Source organism: Lysinibacillus sp. Bpr_S20, from assembly GCF_023337835.1.
In the GTDB taxonomy this organism is placed as follows: Bacteria; Bacillota; Bacilli; order Bacillales_A; family Planococcaceae; genus Lysinibacillus.
Map to the genome: position 1 here is coordinate 24,304 of NZ_JALNLQ010000002.1, position 25,206 is coordinate 49,509.

The 25,206-nt window shown below is 38.9% G+C and carries 21 protein-coding genes; all 21 read left to right on the top strand.

The annotated features are described in order from the left end of the window. Position 1: 1 nt before the first annotated feature. The 21 genes from MWJ95_RS04770 to MWJ95_RS04870 all read left to right on the top strand — a co-directional run bounded on the left by MWJ95_RS04770 (position 2) and on the right by MWJ95_RS04870 (position 25,151). A complete protein-coding gene (locus tag MWJ95_RS04770) occupies positions 2-760 on the top strand; it encodes a hypothetical protein (RefSeq protein ID WP_249075267.1) in 759 nt (252 codons plus the stop codon). Between the two features lie 274 nt (positions 761-1,034). After that, on the top strand, positions 1,035-2,108 hold the full coding sequence (locus tag MWJ95_RS04775) for a glycosyltransferase (protein WP_249104568.1): 1,074 nt from the start codon (positions 1,035-1,037) through the stop codon (positions 2,106-2,108). A gap of 771 nt (positions 2,109-2,879) precedes the next feature. Continuing rightward, positions 2,880-4,505, top strand: coding sequence for an S-layer homology domain-containing protein (locus MWJ95_RS04780; RefSeq protein WP_249104570.1), 1,626 nt, complete (start codon positions 2,880-2,882; stop codon positions 4,503-4,505). 246 nt (positions 4,506-4,751) lie between these two features. After that, positions 4,752-6,944 carry a DNA topoisomerase III gene (locus MWJ95_RS04785; RefSeq protein WP_249075264.1) on the top strand — a complete coding sequence of 731 codons (2,193 nt, stop codon included), beginning with the start codon at positions 4,752-4,754 and terminating at the stop codon, positions 6,942-6,944. A 174-nt stretch (positions 6,945-7,118) separates the two neighbouring features. Further along, entirely contained in the window at positions 7,119-7,985 is an 867-nt protein-coding gene (locus MWJ95_RS04790; RefSeq protein WP_249104920.1) for a MurR/RpiR family transcriptional regulator, read from the top strand. A gap of 5 nt (positions 7,986-7,990) precedes the next feature. Continuing rightward, positions 7,991-9,106, top strand: coding sequence for a M20 peptidase aminoacylase family protein (locus MWJ95_RS04795; protein WP_249104572.1), 1,116 nt, complete (start codon positions 7,991-7,993; stop codon positions 9,104-9,106). A gap of 37 nt (positions 9,107-9,143) precedes the next feature. Next, on the top strand, positions 9,144-9,992 hold the full coding sequence (locus MWJ95_RS04800; RefSeq protein ID WP_349294136.1) for a GNAT family N-acetyltransferase: 849 nt from the start codon (positions 9,144-9,146) through the stop codon (positions 9,990-9,992). Next, complete coding sequence (gene menC / locus MWJ95_RS04805) at positions 9,967-11,073, top strand: o-succinylbenzoate synthase (protein ID WP_249075261.1); 1,107 nt, start codon at positions 9,967-9,969, stop codon at positions 11,071-11,073. The genes MWJ95_RS04800 and menC overlap by 26 nt, the downstream gene beginning before the upstream one ends. A gap of 57 nt (positions 11,074-11,130) precedes the next feature. After that, on the top strand, positions 11,131-12,183 hold the full coding sequence (locus MWJ95_RS04810) for a YkvI family membrane protein (protein WP_249075260.1): 1,053 nt from the start codon (positions 11,131-11,133) through the stop codon (positions 12,181-12,183). A gap of 644 nt (positions 12,184-12,827) precedes the next feature. Next, positions 12,828-13,478 carry a TetR/AcrR family transcriptional regulator gene (locus MWJ95_RS04815; protein WP_249104923.1) on the top strand — a complete coding sequence of 217 codons (651 nt, stop codon included), beginning with the start codon at positions 12,828-12,830 and terminating at the stop codon, positions 13,476-13,478. A 211-nt stretch (positions 13,479-13,689) separates the two neighbouring features. Beyond that, positions 13,690-14,832, top strand: coding sequence for an acyl-CoA dehydrogenase (locus MWJ95_RS04820; protein WP_249075259.1), 1,143 nt, complete (start codon positions 13,690-13,692; stop codon positions 14,830-14,832). 33 nt (positions 14,833-14,865) lie between these two features. Further along, positions 14,866-16,500, top strand: coding sequence for an AMP-binding protein (locus MWJ95_RS04825; protein WP_249104575.1), 1,635 nt, complete (start codon positions 14,866-14,868; stop codon positions 16,498-16,500). A gap of 15 nt (positions 16,501-16,515) precedes the next feature. Further along, positions 16,516-17,874, top strand: a complete 1,359-nt coding sequence (locus tag MWJ95_RS04830; protein WP_249104578.1) for an acetyl-CoA carboxylase biotin carboxylase subunit — start codon at positions 16,516-16,518, stop codon at positions 17,872-17,874. Between the two features lie 80 nt (positions 17,875-17,954). Then, positions 17,955-18,167: an acetyl-CoA carboxylase biotin carboxyl carrier protein subunit gene (locus MWJ95_RS04835; protein WP_249075256.1), complete on the top strand. Its 213-nt coding sequence runs from the start codon at positions 17,955-17,957 to the stop codon at positions 18,165-18,167. A gap of 15 nt (positions 18,168-18,182) precedes the next feature. Continuing rightward, the gene (locus MWJ95_RS04840) at positions 18,183-19,100 is read left to right on the top strand and encodes a hydroxymethylglutaryl-CoA lyase (protein ID WP_249104580.1); all 918 of its coding nucleotides are present in this window, start codon (positions 18,183-18,185) and stop codon (positions 19,098-19,100) included. Further along, complete coding sequence (locus MWJ95_RS04845; protein ID WP_249104581.1) at positions 19,097-19,879, top strand: enoyl-CoA hydratase; 783 nt, start codon at positions 19,097-19,099, stop codon at positions 19,877-19,879. Before MWJ95_RS04840 ends, MWJ95_RS04845 begins: the two co-directional genes overlap by 4 nt. A gap of 477 nt (positions 19,880-20,356) precedes the next feature. Further along, positions 20,357-21,895: an acyl-CoA carboxylase subunit beta gene (locus MWJ95_RS04850; RefSeq protein ID WP_249075253.1), complete on the top strand. Its 1,539-nt coding sequence runs from the start codon at positions 20,357-20,359 to the stop codon at positions 21,893-21,895. Between the two features lie 196 nt (positions 21,896-22,091). Beyond that, positions 22,092-22,646: a VanZ family protein gene (locus tag MWJ95_RS04855; RefSeq protein WP_249104584.1), complete on the top strand. Its 555-nt coding sequence runs from the start codon at positions 22,092-22,094 to the stop codon at positions 22,644-22,646. A 244-nt stretch (positions 22,647-22,890) separates the two neighbouring features. Next, complete coding sequence (locus MWJ95_RS04860; RefSeq protein WP_249104586.1) at positions 22,891-23,631, top strand: hypothetical protein; 741 nt, start codon at positions 22,891-22,893, stop codon at positions 23,629-23,631. A gap of 25 nt (positions 23,632-23,656) precedes the next feature. Then, positions 23,657-24,151, top strand: a complete 495-nt coding sequence (gene ybaK / locus MWJ95_RS04865; RefSeq protein ID WP_249104587.1) for a Cys-tRNA(Pro) deacylase — start codon at positions 23,657-23,659, stop codon at positions 24,149-24,151. 418 nt (positions 24,152-24,569) lie between these two features. Then, complete coding sequence (locus MWJ95_RS04870; RefSeq protein ID WP_249075290.1) at positions 24,570-25,151, top strand: glycosidase; 582 nt, start codon at positions 24,570-24,572, stop codon at positions 25,149-25,151. The last annotated feature ends 55 nt before the right edge of the window (positions 25,152-25,206 follow it).

A 25,206-nucleotide genomic window follows, 5' to 3' on the forward strand; every position in this document is an offset into this window, starting at 1 on the left:
ATTGTCAAAATTGCAACAGCGCTTAATACGTGAACTTCAGCAAAATCGCAATATTAAAATCGTCAAAACCGATGAATGGAGCATCCCAATTCGAACAGTAGAAGTAACCTATGAGCCAGTTCGTCGTTCCACAATGGATGTTTTGATGTCGATGTTGTTAATCAGCATACAGGAAGCGGATTTTGCCAATGCACAGGATTTAAGTGAGTTATTACTAGTCGATCCGTTATTTATTGAGGATTTAGTATCGAAAATGTCTCGAGTAAGTCTCATTGAGCAAAAGGAAGGCTTCTATCGATTGACATCTAAAGGACAGCAGCAACTGGAACGTGGTATTTTTGAAGAGGAGCTAGATGTAGAAATGGCTAATCTTTACTATAGCCCATGCCATCTTACATTTCTTGCTGTCGACGAAGACAATATGGAAGAATACGACGACCTACCAGAGCTATATCGCTATGTAGATGAAGAGGCTGAGAAGCAAGAGCATTTTGAAGAAGCAATGTTAATAGAAGCATTACAGCAAGAGGATGACAAAGAAGCTGTAGCAGGAGCCTCTCAAAAAATAATTGCCAAAATTGTTCAAACCGACGCTAAACAAATCAATGATAGCCCATGCCTAGAATTTGTCCTGCACGATAAAGAACAAGATATTTTATTCGTTCGTATATGGAATACGCTGTTAAACCAATGGGATTCACACCTAGAACAACAGCTCACAGAAAAAGAACAACTAGAGTGGCGTAAGCAATACTTATAAAACAAAAAACGAACGCGTGATGCGTTCGTTTTTTTTGCGCTTTTCGAGGTGTTTGTCGATAAAACGGAAAAGTTGGGTGATAAATTATAAAAGTTGGGTGATAAATTATAAAAGTTGGGTGATAAATTATAAAAGTTGGGTGATAAATTATAAAAGTTAGGTGATAAATTATAAAAGTTGGTCGATAAATTCAAAAAGTAAGGCGATAAAATAGTAAAAGGCCTCGATAAATTTTTGAGCGTGCATATATTATTACTAAAAAAGGAGGGGATCGATGTTTACGATTAGTTTATGTATGATTGTCAAAAATGAGGAATGTATTATTGAAAGATGCCTAGACTCTGTTCAACATTTAGTGGATGAAATCAATATTATTGATACAGGTTCAACTGATCGTACAAAAGATATCGTCCAAAATTATACCTCTCGAATTTTCGATTTTGCCTGGTGTGATGACTTTGCCAAAGCTCGTAACTTTTCCTTTCAGCAAGCTACGAAAGATTTTATCTTATGGCTCGACGCTGATGATGTGATCACAACAGAACATCAGCAAAAGTTCCTTCAGCTTAAGCAGTCGCTGTATTACCCTAATGTCGATGCAGTTTCTATGGATTATTATGTAACACTCGATGCCGATGGTTGTGTCGAAGTAAGTGAAAAAAGATTTCGGCTTGTAAAACGTGCACGTAATTTTCAGTGGCAGGGTGCCGTCCATGAGTATTTAGATATAACGGGCCAGCTCTATCATAGCGATATAGCAGTTACCCATTTGCCAAGAAAAAGTGATATTCATCGCAATATTACTATTTATGAACGTTTAAAGAAAGAAGGGCACCCATTTTCAGCTAGAGAAACATTTCATTACGCTAATGAACTCAAAAATCATCATCGATTTTTAGAAGCTATCAATCACTATCAGATTTTCCTTGATTCCACAAAAGGCTCTGCTGATGATCAAATTCAAGCTTGCTTCAATTTAGCCGATTGCTACAAACAGCTACAAAATTCAAAACAAGCCACACAAGCTATTTTACAATCATTATTATATGATCGACCAAGGCCAGAAGCATGTTGTCGAATTGGTCACTTTTTTATGGAGCAATTGAAAAATAAAGAAGCTATTTACTGGTATTCGCAAGCATTACAGCAGCCTATAGAACAGACAATGGCCATTCACAACTATGCTTATTCCACATGGCTTCCGCATTTTCAGTTAAGCTTGCTATATAATCGCTTGCGTCTCTATGAAAATGCATATCAGCATAATGAGGCAGCGCGTAAATATAAGCCAAAGGATCAACGGATACTAGACAACCGCAAATACTTGTTAAGTCAGTTAAAGAAGTAAGCCGTTATGGAAAGGGAACATCAATAAAATTAATATATATACCGTAACCAATTAACATCGATACAAAAACAACAATCGTCATAAAAATCACATTCCGAGGTCTGAAAGTTCGAGCATCCATTCATTCATCTCCTTTAAAATTCGTGAACATTCTGTTAACTCAACATATGTTTTAAGAGATTGAGTATGACGTTCACGTATACATTTTTTTGAAGCATATAAAAGAGCAAATTCACAAATAATGTGGATTTGCTTTTTACATTGATCGTCTTATTCAATCAGACCCCATGGTGTACCTGATCACTTTTCAGGGAAACCCGATCAGATCTTGAGAGTACCTGATCACTTTTCGGGGAAACCCGATCAGATCTTGAGAGTACCTGATCACTTTTCGGGGAAACCCGATCAGATCTTGAGAGTACCTGATCACTTTTCGGGGAAACCCGATCAGATCTTGAGAGTACCTGATCACTTTTCGGGGAAACCCGGTCAGATCCCGTGAGTACCTGATCACTTTTCGGGGGAACCCGATCAAATCTCGAGGGAAGCTGATCACTTTTCGGGGAAACCCGATCAGATCCCATGTGTACCTGATCATTTTTTCAAGCTACCCGATCATTTTCGCTGTCTTAACCAATTCTCATTAGTTTATAACCCGAAGTATGAGACAAATCGTGTTTTTTCTATTTATACAGTAGAGTAACTAGCAACGATAATGTATAATTATTATTTTTATCAAAGATTTAATAGTTTTTAGAAAAGGAGAAATAGATGAAGAAAATAGTATTTTTTGTGTTTTTATTAATGGCGATGTCTTCTGTTTCAGTTTTTGCTGAGGGGACATATGAGGACGAAGTATTATCTAAAGCGGAATTATGGAAGGAAAATAGTAAGGTAACGATTTGGGGGGAATATAAAATCGAAGTGCCAAAAGAAGCCACTTATGAATTTACTTTTACGGATCCAACCGCGAGTTATACTACTCTGGATCTTAACATTGGTTGGGGAGCGTTAGTTTCAAGAATGGAGACATCGAAGTATGATGGGGATAAATCTAAAACGGTTCATAGGATTCGTTTGAAGAAAGGCACATACGATGCACATCTTTATAATAAAGTATCAGAGGTTTCTTACAAAATAGTGAACGATATAAAATTAGATACAGAGCCAAACAACGATTATGAAAGTGCCAATGTCATTCCACTGAATACAGTTATCTATGGACGCAACAATCAAAATTCTACAGATCATGATTACTTTCGATTTACATTAAATGAACCGAAGAAAGTTACATTGCAGTTAAATGAACAATTTATAACAACGCCTGGGGATAAATACAATGCTCGTTTAATGGATGAAAAGAAGAAAAAGATTTTAGATTTAAATGCAAGTTGGTACGTAAATAGTTCCTCAGCATATTTGCCAGCGGGAACGTATTATATAGAAATTAGTACAGATCCATATCTAAGCGTGAACAAAGACTATCAATTTACTGTGAAAACAGAGAACCTTCCAAATACAGTCGTTGAAGCGTTATTTAGACCTACGATTTTACAATATAATCAAACGGTATCAGGCATTGTTTCAGTAGCTAAAGATTACTTTGATTTTGATGAGTATCAAGTGAAGCATACAAGTAAAAATCCATTTGTTATTTTTACGACGTCGAACAATCCAATAAGTATTGAGCTACGCAAATGGGATGAACAAACATCATACTATGAACCTACTCCCTATAAATATACTGCTAATGGAAATAAAGCTTGGTCTCAGCAATTGCCTGAAGGAAACTATCAGCTAGATATTACAACGAATGCATCGATGAACAAAGATATCGATTATACAATCCGTTATGAGTCTATTCTTTTTACAGATGTGACAACGAACCATCCTTACCGTCTGCAAATAGAAGAATTAGCGAATAAAGAGATTGTTAAAGGGTATGGCGATGCAATATTTAAACCGAATGACTCCATTTTGAGAAAACATGTTTTTTCTATGATTAGTCGTATTGAAGGATTTGAGCTTGCACCTATTCGAGAAATGAAAAGCTTTAAAGACTTAAGTGATCAAGACAGCTACTATGAAATCATTAAACCATTTTATGAAGCTGGCATTATTGATGGTAGTGGAGACAATATGAACCCCAATCAGTATCTTACAAGAGCACAGCTTGCAAAAATACTGGTGAATGCTTTTGATTTACATTTAGTTGGAGAACCCGTAGCCTTTAAGGATGTCCAAGCTACAAATGAATTTAATCCATATATTCAAATTTTAGCTTCGCATAACATTACAACAGGTTCAAATGGTAATTTTATGCCTAACCAGCCAGTAAGTCGCCAACATTTTGCCGTTTTTTTATCTCGTACATTAAAAATGCTAAATAATGAATAAAAAGATACTTCCACATGTAGAGCAAAAGATCAAGAGTAAGACACTAGCCTTTGTAGACTTTAATGTTTACGAAGGTTTATTTACTTGTATGGCCTTACTCTATTCTGTTGAGTAAAATGACAATCAATATTTGTAAGTTACCATTTGTACCAGATGATGATAGCAACTTGTAATAGGTCGTATAGGTGTAACCGATCGCTATATGCTATATTTAGGATATGGATTGTAAGAAAGGGTGTTAAACGGATGGCAAAGAGCCTTGTATTAGCAGAAAAACCTTCAGTAGCACGCGATATTGCGAATGTATTGAAGTGTCATAAAAAAGGAAATGGCTTTTTAGAGGGCGATAAATATATCGTAACGTGGGCATTAGGGCATTTAGTAACGCTAGCCGATCCAGAGAGCTACGATGAAAAATATAAAAAATGGAATTTAGAAGACCTACCGATGCTACCAGAGCGTCTAAAATTAACAACGATTAAACAGACGAGCAAACAATACAATGCAGTAAAATCACAGCTTACTCGTAACGATGTAAACGAAATTATTATTGCAACAGATGCTGGTCGTGAGGGTGAGCTTGTAGCACGTTGGATTATTGAACGTGCGAAAGTAAATAAGCCGATTAAACGTTTATGGATTTCATCTGTTACAGATAAAGCCATTAAAGAAGGATTTGCTAATTTAAAACCAGGTAAAAACTACGATAACCTATATGCTGCTGCGGTTGCTCGTTCTGAAGCGGATTGGTATATCGGATTAAACGCGACACGTGCATTAACGACAAGATTTAATGCACAGCTAAACTGTGGCCGTGTTCAAACGCCAACTGTTGCGATGATAGCTGCACGCGAAGATGAAATTAAAAACTTTAAACCACAAACGTACTACGGTATTGAAGCACAAACAGATTCGTTAAAGCTTACATGGCAAGATGCAAATGGTAATTCACGTAGTTTCAACAAAGAAAAAGTGGACGTTATTGTCAAAGCACTAGGCAATCAAGATGCAAAAATTGCTTCAATTGATCGCAAGCCGAAAAAATCATTTGCCCCAGGTCTTTATGATTTAACAGAATTACAGCGAGATGCCAATAAACTATTTGGCTATTCGGCAAAAGAAACATTAAATATTATGCAAAAGCTATATGAATCTCATAAAGTGCTAACATATCCGCGAACAGATTCACGTTATTTATCATCTGATATTATAGGCACATTACCTGAGCGTCTAAAAGCATGTGGCATCGGCGAATATCGTACATTAACGAATAAAATTTTAACAAAGCCGATTAAAGCGAATAAATCATTTGTGGATGACAGTAAAGTGTCTGATCACCACGCGATCATCCCAACTGAGGGCTATGTGAACGTATCTGCATTCAATGATAAAGAGCGTAAAATATATGATTTAGTAGTAAAACGATTTTTAGCTGTGTTATTCCCAGCGCAAGAATATGAGCAATTAACCGTCCAAGCACAAATCGGGCATGAGAAATTTATTGCTAAAGGGAAAACCGTTATCAATGCTGGTTGGAAAGAAGTATATCAAAATCGTTTTGATGATGAGGAATCAACGGATGATGTCAAAGAACAACTGCTTCCTCGTTTAGAACAAGGACAAGTATTAAAAACAAAGCTAATTGCCCAAACATCTGGTCAAACAAAGCCACCTGCACGTTTTACCGAGGCAACATTACTATCAGCGATGGAAAATCCTACGAAGTATATGGAGACGAACGACAAGAAGCTTGCAGATACGTTGAAATCAACTGGAGGATTAGGGACAGTTGCAACACGTGCAGATATTATCGAAAAGCTATTTAATTCATTCCTAATCGAAAAACGTGGCGGCAAAGAAATTTACATTACATCTAAAGGTCGTCAGTTGCTTGATTTAGTGCCAGAAGAATTACGCTCTCCAGCGACAACAGCCGAATGGGAGCAAAAGCTTGAGTTAATTTCAAAAGGTAAGCTGAAAAAAGATGTGTTCATCAACGAAATGAAAAAGCACACGAAAGAAATAGTTACAGAAATTAAAGCGAGTGATAAAAAATATAAGCATGACAATATCTCAACAAAATCCTGCCCTGATTGTGGCAAGCCAATGCTTGAAGTCAACGGTAAAAAAGGCAAGATGCTTGTTTGCCAAGATCGTGAATGTGGTCACCGTAAAAACGTATCACGTGTCACAAACGCAAGATGTCCACAATGTAAGAAAAAGCTAGAACTACGCGGTGAAGGCGACGGCCAAATTTTCGTATGTAAATGTGGTTATCGTGAAAAGTTATCTGCATTTGAAGCCCGACGTAAAAAAGAGGGCGGCGGCAAAGTAGATAAGCGCAGTGTACAAAAATACATGAAACAGCAAGAAAAAGAAGCAGAACCTTTGAACAATGCTTTTGCAGATTTGTTAAAAGGGATGAAGTTTGATGAATAGTTATAAATAAAAAAAGCGGGAGTGTTAAATAAATTAACATTCCCGCTTTTTTGTTCGTTATAAACAGAAATTTCAGAAAATATATTGAATTAAGAAAATAAGTATGCTACTGTATGTAACATGAAAATGAAGTTTAAACTTCAAAAAATAAAATGAGAAGGATGTACTTCTTTGATGGACAATCAAACAATTCAACAAGTCATTCAACATAAATATCAGGAACTTTCAAAGAGTCAGCAAAAGGTAGCGATCTTCATCCTCAAAAATTTGCAGACTGTCGGTGTTCATTCTGCTGCATATGTCGGGGACAAGGCCGGGGTAAGCGAAACGACGGTTATCCGCTTTTGCTACGCGATAGGATTATCGGGTTATGCTGAGTTGCAGCGGGAGATCACGATGCATTTATTCAATGACGGAAAGGCAAGTAGCTTGCAAAATTATTTGCAATCCAAGCAGGCACTATTTGAAACGCCACGTTTTTATGAAAAAACGATGGAAAAGGATGCATCGAGTATTTTAAATGTTGCTAAAAATATTAACGAGGAAGATTTTGATCGTGCTTCGTACCTACTGCATACGAAGAAGAAAGTCTATATTGTTGGCAATGGGTCCTCCCGTTTAGCGGCACAATGGCTGCATTTTACATTAAATATGCTACGTCCTAACGTAGTTCTTTTAGATTTTGAAACTAGTGAAATCGTTAGGGCTTTACAAGAAATTGATGAGGATAGTGTGGTCATTATTTTATCGTTCCATCGTTATTTTAAAGAACCGATACAATTTGCGGCTGAAATTCAAGGGAAAAATTGTGAGATTATCGGTATTACAGATTCTAAAATTGCACCTATCACGCAATATGCAACGATAACCTTTGTGAATGAACAACAAGAAATGTCTACGATTGACGCAATGCCATCATTGATCTCATTTTTAAATACACTAATTGCAGGTATGACTGCACAAGATCACGACTATTATGAAAATCAACGAATAAAATATGATGATTTCCAAAATAGCTTTTTAGCAAATCGATGGAGTTGAATACTATGAATCAAGTTTTACAAAACTTACAGCCGAGATTGGCTGATATTTTTACACATCTTCATGAGCATCCGGAAATTAGCTGGCAGGAAAAGAAGACAACGCAATATATCGCCAATATATTGAAGGAGGCACAGATGGAACCTCAGTTGTTTGAGGATATGACGGGATTGTATGTAGATATTGGGGAAGGGATACCGAGAGTCGGATTTCGTACGGATATTGATGCACTATGGCAGGAAGTTGATGGCAAATTTCAAGCTAATCATTCTTGCGGTCATGATGGTCACATGACGATGGCTATTGGAACGGCACTGGTGTTAAAGGACATGGAGCATTTACTCCCCGGCGCAGTACGTATTCTTTTTCAGCCTGCTGAAGAAAAGGCACAGGGTGCTCGTGCATTCGTTGAGAAGGGACTTATTGATAATCTAGAATACTTATTCGGTGTCCATGTTCGCCCGTTAAAAGAATTACAAGACGGAACGTATGCCCCAGCATTGTACCATGGTGCGGCAAAGCTTTTTACTGGGACCATTATTGGGGAAGAGGCACATGGCGCAAGACCTGAACTCGGTATTAACGTCATTGAGGTAGGGGCCGCAATTGTCGAAGGGTTACAAAAAATATGGACAGACCCCAACGTCTCTGCGTCAGTCAAAATGACACAATTTAATGCAGGAGGAGCTTCTACAAACATTATTCCGGGAAAAGCAACATTTAGTATTGATGCACGAGCACAAACAAATGAAGTAATGGAAGCAATCACGATTGGTGTTGAACGTGTAAAGGCATCGGTGGAAGCGATGTATGGTGCCAAAATTTCTTTAAATGTAGATGCTCATATTGTTGCTGCGTTAGTGAATGATGAGGCATTACAACATATGAATTCAGCTATTGTCGATACGGTTGGTGAAAAAGCATGCGCTTCACCAGTCGTCACTCCTGGAGGAGAAGATTTTCATTTTTATACGTATGAGCGTCCGAACCTTAAAGCAACAATGCTTGGCTTAGGTTGTGGTGTAACACCAGGATTACACCATCCGAAAATGACGTTTAATCGAGAGCGGCTTATTACGGGAGTGAACATTATCACGAGAGCTATTTTACGGGCTTTATAGGCCCTAGCCATCAATAGGGGATAAAGAATAGAAAGAAGTGAGAGTATTGATTGACATAAGGGAAATAAAGACAATTAAACAGCTGGAGCAAGTTCAGCAATTGGAATATAACGTTTGGGGAATGCCTTCAATTCCCATTCATCAAACTTTAACGGCTGTAAAAAATGGCGGTATCGTTGTTGGTGCCTATGATGGTGATCAATTGGTTGGCTTTAGCTATGGCTTTTCAGGATTTCGAGAGGGCAAAAGCTATTTATGTTCCCATATGTTGGGGATAGACGAAAATTACCGCTCCAAAGGAATAGGTGAACAATTAAAATATGCCCAGCAAGCTATTGCTATTGAGCGGGGCTACGATTTAATGGTGTGGACGTTTGATCCGCTGGAAACAAGAAATGGTTTTCTTAATCTGTCAAAATTAAATGGTATTTGTTATACGTATATAGAAAACTGCTACGGTGAAATGCAGGATGGATTAAATAAAGGACTCCCTTCAGATCGTTTTGAGGTGTGCTGGTATATAACCTCTGATTACGTAAGTAAAAATGTTTCAATAGATACAGATGGCGCCATACCAGTTGCAAGCTGTGTACAAAATGAACAGGGATTCCTACGTTTAGAAATAACTGAAAATTTAAAATACGATAGAGATTTATATACGCTACCTGTACCAAAGGATTTTCAAGCATTAAAGCTGCAAGACCCGGCATTAGCATTGGACTGGCGCTTTAAAACGCGACATATTTTACAACGGTTATTTGCACAAGGTTATGCGGCTATTCAATTGCAGCAGCAAGAACATTACAACGAATATGTCCTCGTAAAATTAGAAATTTTAAATCTGGAAGGAGCAAACCAATATGAAAATCACGGAAATTACCATTAGACATTTAAAAATGAAATTAAAAGAACCATTTACAACTAGCTTTGGCACATTTGAGGATAAAGATTTTTTAGTTTTAGAGGCAAAGGATGAAGCAGGAACAATCGGGTGGGGGGAATCTGTAGCGTTCCATTCTCCTTGGTACAATGAGGAAACATTACAAACGAACTGGCATATGCTGGAAGATTTTTTAATTCCTCTTATTTTAAATAAAGAGCTTCAGCATCCGGATGAGGTCAATGAATTATTTAAACCAATTCGCAAAAATAATATGGCGAAATCGACTATTGAAGGTGCAATCTGGGATATTTATGCCCAACAGACGAATCAATCACTGGCAGCTGCACTTGGCGGCAAAAAGGACAATATTGAAGTAGGGATCAGTATCGGTATTCAAAAATCAATTGAGGACTTAGTAGCGTTAGTAGATGGTTTTGTTAAAGAAGGCTATAAACGCATGAAAATCAAAATCAAGCCAGGTTGGGATGTAGAAGTAATGCGTACATTACGAGAAGCGTTCCCTAATGTGGCATTTATGGCGGATGCGAACTCAGCTTATAGCCTGTCAGATGCTGAAACACTTAAGCAACTAGATGCTTTTAATCTAACTATGATTGAGCAGCCATTAGCGTCAGATGACATCATTGACCACGCAGCGTTGCAAAAATTAATCGATACGCCAATCTGCTTGGATGAAAGTATCCATTCATTGGAGGATGCACGTAAAGCTGTTGAGTTAGGCAGTACTAAAATTATTAACATTAAGATTGGTAGAGTTGGTGGCCTAACAGAAGCGAAGAAAATACATGATTATTGTGAGGCAAATAACATTCCAGTTTGGTGTGGAGGCATGCTGGAGTCTGGTATTGGTCGAGCACATAATGTGGCGTTAACTACATTATCGAATTTTATTTTACCTGGAGATACTGCAGGCTCAAGTCGTTATTGGGAAAAGGATATCATTGACCCAGAAGTTGTAGTGAAGGACGGCTATATTGAGGTTCCTCAAAAAGCAGGTATTGGCTATGACGTAAATAGAGAGACGATCGATATGTTCACGGTTGCACAGAAAACATATAAATAAGAAGTATATTTCGTTAGGAAGCCTATGAATATAATTGATTAGATAAGCAGGTGTTCTATGAAAAAAAGTTGGCAGATAGGTGGCGCATTTGTAGGATTAATCGTTGGTGCTGGTTTTGCTTCAGGACAGGAGATTATGCAATACTTTACGAGCTTTGGCCTTTACGGTATAGCGGGAGGAATTGTGGCCACAATTGCATTTGCCTTTTTAGGGATGAGTTTAGCGCAATTAGGTGCAAATTCACAGACAACATCTCATAAAGAGGTTATCTATCAAATTGGTGGACGTTATGTTGGGGCTATATTAGATATTGTCATTACATTCTTCTTATTTGGTGTAGCAGTTGTAATGTTTGCTGGATCGGGGTCAACATTTGAGCAAATGTTTGGGATAAACCCGATGATTGGCAGTGTTTTTATGGTCATCATGACGATTTTAACATTGCTATTAAACGTTAAAAATATTATTAATATAATAGCATTAGTGACACCATATTTAATGGGAATTGTGTTTATTATTTTAATTTACTCCATATTTACAATGGATTTAACAATTGCAGAACAGAATGTGTTAGCGAAAGAGCAAACATCTGCGGCATCTAATTGGATACTAGGTGCACTTCTCTACGTATCTTATAACATAGCTGCTGGTACTGCGATGTTAATCGTTATGGGGGGAACAGTAAAAGAGCGTAAGATTGCCGGTTTAGGCGGTTTTCTTGGTGGTTTAATGCTCGGTATTTTAATCATACTTATTAATATTGCCTTGTTCGTTAAAATGGATGTGGTTGGTGGGACGGCGATGCCAACATTAGAGCTAGCAAAACAGATTCATCCTGTAGTGGGTATCTTAATGTCTATTGCTTTATTAGGCATGATGTACAATACAGCTGTAGGAATGCTTTATGCATTTACAGTACGCTTTATAGCGCCTGACCATCAATATTTTAAAATAGGAATCGTGGTGATTGGTTTAATAGGCTTTGTGGCGAGTTTAGTAGGGTTCACGACATTAGTTGGAAAGGTATATTCAACAATGGGGTATTTAGGCTTTGCATTAATCATTGCGATTATCATCTCGTGGCTACGTAAAATACCAAAAGCTTCATAACTATGTTTTGAGATTCTCTAGTGTTTTTGTACAGCGCTAGGGAATTTTTTTGCAATTTTAGTCATAAAAATAAGGCGTGAAACATACAATAATTGTATGTTTGTTCATTCGGGATGTTTTCTGAAATTCTGCTTTATGTAAAATAAATTCTCGTAATTTTAAATAAAATCTATTTTGTTGCTAGACACTAATTTTTCTGGGTGCTATATTAATGGTGTCATAGTTTTTTAATAATTAGGAAAATAAAGGGTCGTCATAATGTTAAAACTTACGTTATAGTGATGTGCCATACAAGTGATTTCTAATAAATTGTTCCAACATCGGAAGTTTGGGATGACATTTTCTTAAAACGTATACCATGTAAATAAGTTGATTGGAGTGGAGGCTGGGCGACTCCTTGGGGATCAGCGATAGGGGAACGAAGGCTAAAAGCATCACATCCTGTGATAACGCCTTCGTGACCAACATCGTGTTGGCCCGAGACCCTGCAGCGAAGCGGATGTTTTCTGTGCGAAAGCGAAGCGGCAGCAACAAAGCGCCCAGCCGGAACGGAAATCAACCACACATTATGGCCATGACCTAAAACCTTTTCTAATTATAAGAGGTGATGGAGTAAAGAGTAATAAGAAGGATGATAGATGCCTATGGTAAAGAAAACATTAAAACAACGTATTGTTGACGCTTCTGTAGTGCTATTTCAGCAAGATGGCTATCACAATGTAACTGTTGATCGCATTGTTGAATATATTGGTGCATCAAAGGGTGGATTTTATCATAATTTTAAATCGAAAGATGAATTGTTGTATGAAATTCACGATGTATTTATTTCATATGTGATTAAACAGTCACAAGAGGCATATGACAAATACGATACACCAATTACACGTTTATGTGCGATGCTGCAAACACTGACCAAAGTATTTGATATGTATCAAGCACATATTACTGTTTTTTATGAGGAAAGCCGTTCATTACCTGAAGAATATAGTGAAATTATTCATGAAAAACGAGATCAATATCGGGATATTTTACAAAAAGTCATAGAGGAAGGCCAGCAAACAAAGGATTTCCGTACAGAACTACCTTGTACTATTGTAACGATGGCTATTGTGGGGATGATTAACTGGACATATAAATGGTTTAAGCAATCGGGTCCTTTAACAATGGAGGAAATTACAGAAGTCTTTACGGATATGGTATTGCGTGCGATTGTCACTGAACAAGCAATGGATGAAGCCGTTCAATTTATGGTCAAGGGGGAGCCAGCAGTAGAGACTGGTTTTATTAATACTTAAAACAAACCGACTAGTCGGTATTAACTTCTTTCAACCGGTCTCAACCCCCGTTGAAAGAGAGGATGCGTTAGCACTACGCTTTCGCGCAAAAAACATTGTGTTGGCCCAAAGCCGATTCCGGACGCAATTATGCCGAGGCATAATTGATTTTTTACAACTATCATCTGAAACGAAATCCGCTATGGCAAATTAAACATTAGGGGGACTGGGGATGAACTTTGAACTAACGAAAGAGCAAGTGATGATTCGAGACATGGTGCGTGATTTTGCTGAAAATGAAATTAAACCGTATGCTCGTGAGGTTGACGAGACATCGACGATGAGAATAGAGAGCTTTAAAAAGATGGCAGAGCTTGGCTTATTAGGAATCCCGTTTCCTGAAGAGTACGGTGGGTCAGGTGGAGATACGGTATCCTACGCACTTGCTGTTGAAGAAATCGGTCGTGCATGTGGCGGTACAGGATTAAGCTATGCAGCAGCAGTTAGCCTAGGTGCTTCGCCTATTTACAATTTTGGTACAGAGGAGCAAAAGCAGGAATGGCTAGTTCCGTTAGCGAAAGGGGAAACATTAGGTTCGTTTGGCCTAACAGAGCCTAATGCAGGTTCAGATGCTGGGGGGACACGGACAACAGCCGTAATTGATGGTGATGATTACATCATTAATGGTGAAAAATGCTGGATCACAAATGCTGGCTATGCACGTCAAATTATTGTGACAGCAGTGACAGGTAAACGTGAAGATGGGAAAAAAATTATCTCATCTATCATTGTACCAACTAACACTCCTGGCGTAACGATCAACTGCAATTACGACAAAATGGGCGTACGTGGCTCCAATACGTGTGAGATTATTTTGCAAAACGTTCGTGTACCAAGGGCTAATCTATTAGGGGATGAAAAACGCGGATTTAGCCAATTTTTAAATACGTTAGATGGAGGGCGTATTTCCATTGCTGCATTATCTGTAGGAATTGCACAGGCGGCTTATGAGAAAGCATTAAAATACGCAAAAGAACGTGAACAATTTGGTGCACCCATATCAAAACTTCAGGCAATTCAATTTAAATTAGCCGATATGGCAATGGAGATAGAGCTTGCGCGTACGTTAGTACATAAAGCGGCATGGCTTAAAGATCAAAAGAAACCATTCGGGAAGGAAGCGGCAATGGCAAAATTATTTGCTTCTGAAATGGGCTTCCGTACTTGTAATCAAGCCATTCAAATTCATGGTGGTTCAGGGTATATGAAAGAATACGACGTAGAACGTCATCTGCGTGACATTAAGTTAATGGAAATCGGTGAGGGAACGTCTGAAATTCAACGTCTCGTTATTTCTCGTCTAATTGGCTGTTAATCATCTTAAGTAGCATAAATAAGGAGGATTTTCATGGCAGAACTTGTGTATCAAACTATTGGTCAATTGCTAGATGAACAATCTGAAAAGTATCCACAGCGGGAAGCATTAGTGTATGCAGACAGGGATTTACGAATGACCTACGAGGAGCTCAATCGGCAAAGTCGTTTGGTAGCTAGAGGGTTGATGGCTCTTGGAATAGAGAAGAGTGAGCATATTGCAGTATGGACGACCAATGTCCCGGAATGGGTGCAGCTACAATTTGCTACAGGTAAAATGGGTGCTCCAATCGTCACTGTAAACACTAATTATCGTTCAAGCGAGTTGGAATATTTATTGAAGCAATCCGATGCAAAAACGATTATTTTAATTGAAAATTATCGAGACCATTCTTTTATGAATACACTGCAAGAGTTATGTCCAGAGCTTGATCATTGTGAACCGGGTAATTTGCAATCAAAGCGACTACCCTTATTGAAAAATGTTATTTTAATTGGCGAGACAAAATACCCTGGCGTGCTAAATTGGTCTGATGTGTTATCTGCTGCAGAGCAAATAACTGAAGAGCAATTAGATCAAAGACAGCAGGCACTTCATTATGATGATGTTATTAATATTCAATATACATCGGGAACAACAGGTTTTCCGAAAGGTGTTATGTTAACGCATTATAACTTAGTCAATAATGCGATTAATATTGCAGAATGTATGCGTTTAACTTATGAAGATCGCTTGTGCATTCCTGTCCCATTCTTCCATTGCTTTGGCTGTGTAATTGGGACATTAGCCATTACAACGAGTGGCGGAACGATGGTACCAGTTCAGGAATTCTCACCTACTGAGGTGCTACAAACTGTTGAAAAAGAGAAATGTACGGCGCTACATGGCGTACCAACGATGTTCATTAGTGAACTTAATTTACCGAATTTTTCGTCTTTCGATCTATCAACGTTGCGTACGGGAGTAATGGCTGGCTCTAACTGTCCTATCGAAGTTATGAAAGCTGTTATCGACAAAATGGGGATGAAGGATGTTACGATCTGCTACGGGCAAACAGAAGCCTCACCTGTTATTACACAAACAAGAGCTGATGACCCACTATTGTTAAAGGTAGAAACCGTGGGCCGCGCATTGCCAAATCTAGAAGTTAAAATTGTCATTCCTGGTACAAACGAAGAAGCTGCGCCGAATGAACAAGGGGAGTTATGTACGAGAGGCTACCATGTCATGAAAGGTTACTATAAAAACCCAGAAGAAACGCTTCTTGCAATAGATAAAGATAACTGGCTGCATACAGGGGATTTGGCAACGATGGATGAGGCGGGCTATGTACGTGTAACAGGTCGTTTAAAAGATATGATTATTCGGGGCGGTGAAAATTTATCGCCTAGAGAAATTGAAGAATTCCTTTATACACATCCAAAAATTGCAGATGTACAGGTTGCGGGCGTTCCTGATCCCGTTTATGGAGAAGAAGCGGCAGCTTGGATTATTTTGCGAGAAGGAGAGCAGGCAACAGAAGAAGAGATTCGAGATTATTGTCGGGATAAAATTTCTAGACATAAAATACCACGACATATTTTCTTTATCGATGACTATCCGATGACTGCATCAGGAAAAGTTCAAAAGTATAGATTAAGAGAGAGTTTCGGTGCAACAGTGAAGTAAGGAGGGGGCAGTGTTATGTTCAAGAAGGTTTTAATTGCAAATCGTGGAGAGATCGCTAGACGTGTTATAAGGACATGCAAACGACTAAATGTTCAAACAGTTGCGGTGTATTCCGAGGCAGATGCTGAAAGCTTACATGTGAAGGACGCGGATGAGGCGTTCTGTATCGGAAAACCACCTGTTGCACAAAGCTATTTAAATATTGATCGTATTCTTGAAGTGGCGAAGGAAAGCGGTGCTGACGCTGTTCATCCCGGCTATGGCTTATTATCAGAAAACGCTGAGTTTGCTAAACGTTGTACGGAGGCGGGCCTTGTTTTTATTGGACCAAGCGCGGACGTTATAGCTTCGATGGGTAGTAAATTAGAAGCACGGAAAACAATGAAGGCAGCAGGTGTACCAATTGTTGAAGGTGTAGAAGCACCTTTGAAAGATGTAGCAGACGCTATAGAAATTGCATCCCGACTAGGCTATCCGATTATGTTAAAAGCCTCTGCTGGTGGTGGGGGTATCGGCATGCAGCTCGTTGAAAATGCAGAGGAATTGGCAAAAGCCTTTGAGGGCAATCAAAAACGTGCACAGTCATTCTTTGGTGATGGCACGATGTATATGGAACGTTTTATTGCGAATCCTCATCACGTCGAGGTGCAAATTATGGCGGACCATGATGGCAATGTCGTCCCACTATTTGAACGTGAGTGCTCGATTCAACGTAGAAATCAAAAAGTAGTTGAGGAAGCACCATCTCCTTTCATTTCTGAAGAAACAAGAAAACGTATGCTAGATGCGTCGGTCAAGGCAGTGCAACATATTGGCTATGTGAATGCCGGCACGATTGAGTATTTAGTAGATGCAGAGCAAAACTTTTATTTCTTAGAGATGAATACGCGTTTACAGGTGGAGCATCCCGTGACTGAGGAAATTACAAATCTGGATCTTGTAGAAGCGCAATTAAAGATCGCGGCAAAACAACCGCTGGCATTTACGCGCGATAGCATACAAAGAAAAGGACATGCGATTGAAGTACGCATTTACGCAGAAAATCCGTCGACCTTTTTCCCTTCTCCAGGGACAATTACTGCTTTTGAATTGCCTACAGGCGAAGGCATTCGCCATGAATGTGGCGTAGAGGCTGGCACTACGGTAACACCTTTTTACGATCCGATGATTAGCAAGTTGGTAGTGTGGGGAGAAACACGAACAATTGCCTGTGAAAGACTTATTGAGGCACTTCAAGCGTATAAAGTAGAAGGAATTCAAACAAATATTCCAATGCTACTGAAAACAGTCACACATGAACAATTTTTAAAAGGCTATACAACTACTAAATTTGTAGATGAATATTATCTACCTCAATTAGCAGAGACAAAATAAATACATTAAAGGCATTCGCACTTTAATAACGAGTGCGAATGCGTTATCTAAAACATTAATGACACTTGGAGGGATTGACAATGGCAACAGTGAAAGCGAGTATGGCAGGGACAGTATGGAAAATCGTTGTAGCAGAGGGCGAGAAAGTGACAGCAGGACAAGATGTAGCAATTTTAGAGTCGATGAAAATGGAGATTCCAATTGCAGCAGAAGAAGATGGCGTGGTTACAAAAATCATTGCGAGCGAAGGGGATTTTATTAACGTTGATGATGATATTTTAGAAATCGAATAATAAGGAGGTTTCTTTATGCAGCTACCAAAGCATGTAACGTTAAAGGAAGTAGGTCCCCGTGACGGTTTGCAAAATGAGAAAACGCATATTGCAACTGCCGATAAAGTACATCTAGTAAATTTACTTAGTCAAACTGGATTGAAATATATCGAGGTCACTTCTTTTGTACATCCGAAGTGGATTCCACAGCTGGCTGATGCAGTGGAGGTACTTCAAGCCATTAAACGCCAAAAAGATATCACATATGCGGCACTAGTACCGAACATGCGTGGCTTAGAACGTGCATTGCAGGCTGAAGTAGATGAAGTGAGCGTGTTTATGTCGGCCAGCGAAAGCCATAATCAAAGTAATATTAATAAATCGATTAATGAAACATTTCCGATCTTACAGGAAGTTGTGGTAGGAGCAAAGGCAGCATATAAAAATGTACGAGGCTATATCTCAACAGTGATTGGGTGCCCGTATGAAGGCTACATACATCCAGAAAAGGTTTTACGAGTAACGGAGAAATTATTCGAAATGGGCGTCGATGAAATTTCACTTGGTGACACGATTGGTGTTGGTGTACCGACACAGGTGGAAAATCTTTTAGAAGAATTGCTAAAAAGATATCCTGCAGAAAATTTCGCGATGCATTTTCATGATACACGTGGTACAGCACTAGCGAATATTGTTCAATCTTTAGAAATGGGCATTACGAAGTTTGATAGTGCGCTTGGTGGACTCGGAGGCTGTCCGTATGCCAAAGGAGCATCAGGTAATGTAGCCACGGAGGATTTATTGTATTTATTAGATGAAATGGGTATTAAAACGGGTGTAGAACGGAATAAAGTGCTAGAGGCGGCACTCTTTATTGAACAGAAACTAGGAAAGGACGTTGCTTCTAAACAAATGGCGATTGTCCGTAATGAAAGGAGTGCGAGTCAATTATGACGCAACTCGTTCGTTTTGAGGTAGTAGATCATTGCATTGGGCTTATTACACTTTCAAGACCTGAAGCGGCGAATGCAATGTCTATACAATTACTCCAAGAACTTAGCACGACACTCGACAACATAAATGGCGATCCGGCAGTGAGAGTCGTCTTACTAACGGGAGCAGGGGAAAAAGCTTTTTGCGCAGGCGCAGATTTAAAAGAGCGTAAAGGGATGCCAGACCGACAAGTAAAGCAGATCGTGCAATTAATCGGGGCAACAGTGGCAAAAGTAGAGGCACTCGCTCAACCAGTTATCGCCGTACTAAATGGTGTTGCTTTTGGTGGTGGGCTCGAACTAGCATTAGCCTGTGATTTACGTCTGGCTGCTGCCCATTCAAAGATAGGTCTTACGGAAACATCTCTCGGCATCATCCCAGGGGCAGGAGGTACACAACGACTTCCACGATTGATTGGTATTGGAAAAGCGAAGGAATTAATTTATACAGCACGTCGATTAAACGCAGAGGAAGCAAGAAGCTACGGTATTGTTGAGTATGTTTATGAGGGACATGAAATACTTGAAAAGGCACAGCAGCTTGCACTTGAAATGGCCAAAAATGCGCCACTTTCTTTAGTACAGGCGAAAATTGCCATGAATCAAGGTGTTGAAGTAGATTTAGCTACGGGCTTAAAAATCGAATCACTTGCATATAATGCTCTGATTCCTACAGAAGATCGATTAGAGGGCTTACTAGCTTTCCAGGAAAAGCGAACACCGCAATATGTAGGGAAATAAAAGGAGGCATTTAACCAAAAGGCAAAGTCATGGCTAAATCAAAAGTTGAAGATAATCTATGCCACGATTACAAGTTAATTGGAGTAGAGACTGGGCGACTCCTTGGGGATCAGCGATAGGGGAACGAAGGCTAAAACCATCACATCCTGTGATAACGCCTTCGTGACCAACATCGGTGCTGCTGCCGCTACGTTGCACTCACGCTTTCGCGCAAAAAACATCTGTTGGCCCGAGACCCTGGAGCGAGCAACGCGAGTGAAGCGGCTCATCGGACGCCCCCAGGAAGCTCTGCTCTGCGCGAAAGCGAAGCGTCAGCGGCAAAGCGCCCGGTCGGAACGGAAATCAACCTCACACTTTGTTTATGATCTGAAATCTAAGTGAATTTATTATAATTATGGAATGTAAGAGAGAAGAAATACGAAGGGTAAAGTAATTATGCTAAGGCGTAACCGATTTGGGCAAAAGGAGGAATTAACGATGAGCAATGTACCGACAGAAAATACGACGAAAACAATGAAGGAACAAATTTTAGCAGGGGGCCTGCCAAAATATCACGATAAAAATGCACAGCAAGGAAAGCTATTTGTACGTGAACGACTCGAATTATTACTAGATGATGGACTACAATCGGAGGATGGCTTGTATGCAAACTGCTTAGCAGGTGACTTACCAGCAGATGGCGTTGTAACTGGAATCGGTAAAATCCATGGCCGCACTGTTTGTGTATTAGCGAACGATTCGACGATTAAAGCTGGCTCTTGGGGTAAACGTACAGTAGAAAAAATGATTCGTATTCAGGAAACAGCAGAAAAGCTAAATTGCCCATTGTTGTATCTAGTCGATTCGGCAGGTGCACGTATTACTGACCAATTGGAAATGTTCCCTGGTCGAAGAGGTGCAGGACGCATTTTCTATAATCAGGTGAAGCTTTCAGGTAAAATTCCCCAAATATGCTTACTGTTTGGACCTTCCGCAGCAGGAGGTGCATACATCCCTGCATTCTGCGATATTGTAGTTATGGTAGAGGGTAATGCATCGATGTATTTAGGATCTCCACGTATGGCAGAAATGGTTATAGGTGAGAAGGTAGATTTGGAAACGATGGGTGGAGCGAAAATGCACTGTTCTGTTTCCGGTTGCGGAGATGTGCTTGCTAAAACAGAGCAAGAAGCAATTGCCTATGCTCGTAAATATTTAAGCTATTTCCCGAACAATTATGCGGAGCGCAGTAAGGTAGAGGCTCCAAAACCACCAGCTATATTTGATAAATCGATTGATGAACTAATACCGAAAAATCAAAACGTTCCTTTTGATATGTATAAGCTAATAGAACGGATTATTGATGAAGATTCGTTTTGTGAAGTGAAAAAATTATTCGCTCCAGAATTAATTACAGGACTAGGACGCATTAATGGGCAATCTGTCGGAATAATCGCCAATCAACCGCGCGTCAAGGGGGGCGTTTTATTCCACGATTCAGCTGATAAAGCAGCAAAGTTCATTTCACTTTGTGATGCGTTTAATATTCCGCTTCTTTTCCTCGCAGATGTACCGGGCTTTATGATTGGTACGCAAGTTGAAAAAGCAGGGATTATACGCCATGGAGCGAAAATGATTTTTGCAATGAGCGAGGCAACTGTCCCTAAATTAACGGTCATTGTCCGTAAGGCATATGGTGCAGGGCTGTATGCAATGGCAGGTCCTGCTTTTGAGCCAGACTGTTGCATTGCACTATCCAATGCGCAAATTGCTGTAATGGGTCCTGAAGCCGCGGTCAATGCAGTTTATGCCAATAAAATTGCTGAACTCCCAAAAGAGGAGCAAGCAAGCTTTATTGCAGAAAAGCGCAAGGAATATCAAGAGGAAATCGATGTCTATCGCCTAGCTTCCGAGCTTATCATTGACGATGTCATTGAGCCAAATGATTTAAGAAAAGCACTCGAATCACGTTTAGAGCTCTATATGTCAAAATATCTATTATTCTCGGAACGTAAACATGGAGTAAATCCAGTATAAAGCATGAAAAAATGCTGTCTCAGTTAATGGAGGCAGCTTTTTTATTGTGAGCTTTTCTTTCTAATTGAACCTGGACAGACGTATAGTATAAGGGGAAAAAATAAAAACGTTTGACCTAACTTATTTTTACCCCTTGCTTGGTGAAGAGGTGCATATTAAAATGATGAGAGGATCAAGGGAAGTAGGTGGTATAGGCATGGCAAAAAATAATATACAGGGTAGTGCCAAGCTACCGTTACCTTATCGTTCACTGATAGATACATATTATTTACCGATAAAGGTAACAGGTTGGATATTTTTTTGCATCTATTCCGTCATAGCTTTTTATAAACTGGTGATTGATCGTCTAGTGAATGTAGTCGTGATTTTGTTCCATGGCGAATACTCTCTTGGTGATTTAGGGCTGTTTGATTACAGCAACTGGCAATTAACGACGAATTTTGTTCCCTTTGATACAATTCTTCGTTATATAAATTACTCTCAGTATTTTAATTTTGACATCATTATTATTAATTTGCTCGGCAACTTATTAATATTTACTCCAATGGGCTTTTTACTACCGCTATTATCAAAAAAGTGTCGTAAAGCTTGGAAAGTTATTTGTATAGGCTTTTTCTCTAGTCTAGCGGTAGAAACCATCCAGTTTATTTTTAGAGTTGGATCGGCAGATATCGATGATCTGATTTTAAATACCCTGGGAGCATGGCTTGGCTACCTAGCCTATAAAAGTATATTGATTAAAAATAGATAAAACAGTCCTTACTAAAGGGCTGTTTTTTAGTGGCGAATTAACACCATAAACTATTAAATGAATAGAATATCACAAGCTTATGAAGGTCTATATGCCTTATTTATCGAAATTTATTTATTTCTTTAGAAGCTTAGTATTCATTTACTCTTGAATTTGATTAAGAAAATTCCGATAATTAGGATACAGAAACTATCATATTTATTACGTAACTTTCATATTAAATTAGAAAGCCGAGGTGAATCATATGAAACTATCAAGTTTAATAGAACTAGAAAGAATGTCATCACAATATAATCGTAAAAAGATTTTACAGCGAAAACAAGCAGATGATGCATATCGAAAAAACTCATTGTATTTCCAGCCAAAGAAAAATCCGTTATTGCTTGAGCTCGAAAATCTACTTTTAGGGCGTACAGATCAAGATCTCTACGAGCAGCAAAAAGAGGAATCTAAAGAAGTCACGCCTCGACAGCAAACAATCATGCAGGATTTACAACAAACGAAAAAGAATGTGCTCGCTCATGAGCAAACGCAAAAAGCTGAAGCTCTTGAATATTCACAGATAGAGGATTTAGATGAAGAAGCGCCTTTTGGAGATGATGTGAATGCCAATGAACTGTTCCAAACGTTAGAGAAGGTAAGGACTGCAGCATTAGCACCCGCACAGCCATCACCACAGGATTTACGTGTTGCGGCAAGTGCAAATGCTCAATTACTTCACATGCAGGGGCAACTAAATGATCAAGAGTTAGATGAAAGGGAGCCTTCTTTTGTACGTGAAACTATTGAAGTTAAAGTACCTGAACGTTTTTTGAAAGAATTGAAATTAGACCCATTTGCAGATACAATTTTCGGTAAGAGTTATGCAGAGGCCTATAAGGCGCGAACATTTAAATACGCTTCTGAAAAATATGCGACTCATATACAAATGGCGAAAGACGGCTATCAACCAGGAAATGACCCTAAGTTCTCTATGATAGCCTAATGCTGGAGATGGGAGTTTTTTTAACATGGCTAAAGCAAAGCATGCGAAAACAAATGCAATAAGATTATTGGAGCAACAAAAAATACAATTCGAAGTAATTGAATATGAGACTGGTGACGGTCAAGTTGACGGAATTTCGGTTGCTGAAAAAATTGGCCACCCAGTTTCTCGTGTTTTCAAGACATTAGTAGCAAAGGCAAGTGCACAAAAACTTTTTGTATTTGTTATTCCTGTAGCAGATGAGCTCGATTTAAAAGCTGCTGCAAAGGTTGTAGGAGAAAAGAAAATCGACATGCTCCCAGTCAAGGAATTACTTGGCTATACAGGCTATGTGCGAGGCGGATGCTCTCCAGTCGGCATGAAAAAGCTTTATCCAACTATCATCGATGCATCGGCTCAAGAGCAAGAGGAAATTATTGTGAGTGCCGGGAAAATCGGCATGCAAATCCACGTACAACTAGATGATTTAGTCGCCGTTACAAAGGCAAAGCTCGCACCAATTACCACTACCCAAGCATGATAGGTTGGGTAGTTTTTTATTGGGCTTTTAAGTAGTAACAGTTGAAAAAGATTGCTTGGTTATGGTTATCCGCTTGGCGATGTGGAAGAAACGCTTAGGTTACTTGGCAAACTGTTCAGGTAAGCAAAGAGTTCGTTCGGGTAGCTCGGTAAATTGCTCGGCTAAGTCGAATAAGCCCTTTATATCCGTTCAATCTCGATAGTCTGAATGCTTTTCCTTTACATTGTAAATACGCATATGGGACCTCCTGTAAATAAGAAAGTATACGTTCATGATTGCATGAACGTATTTTTTTATTAAAAAAGAACAATAATGTGCAATTAATTAGTTTTGAAGAGCACTTAAACAATAAAAAGAAAAACAAAAGTATAGTGTAGTTAAGGTAATTCTCAGACGGAAAGGGGGGGATGTTTTGAAAGTGTTAATTGTTTCAACGTCAACTTTATTTATTGAAGCATTACAAATAGCTATTCGTGATAGGCGTTCAACTTGGCAAGTAGATACTTATCAAATTCAAACTCCTATATTTGATCAAACCTTGATGAAAAAAATTAAAGAACAATGCCTTGATATTGTGGTAGTGGAAGCAACTAATCAACATTTTACAATGACAATTGATAGTTTGAAGAAATTAAAATGTCCAGAAATAGACATCATGTTACTTGTGGATTCAAGGATGGGTGAGGTCTACCATCACCTAAAAGATGAAGAAAGGTGGACCAGTGTTACTAAAAATACAAGTCTGGACGAATTTTTAATATTGTTGGAATCATTTGGATGTAATATACCTGATTTACCAGATGTCTCTTTAAGGGAGGTGGATAAAAAGATACTAAAAGAGTTAGCGGTAGGTCACTCATTTGAATTTATCCAACGTACACAAGAGCTATCGGCTGAAGAAATAGATCAGTCACTTTATCGAATTAATACTTATTTTAAAGTACCAAATTATATAGAATCCATTGTTAAAGCATTTGAACAGAAAATAATTACAAATTGAACATGCGAAGGAGGAAAATTAATATGAAAAAAGTTTTAGGTCTTTTAGGTGGATT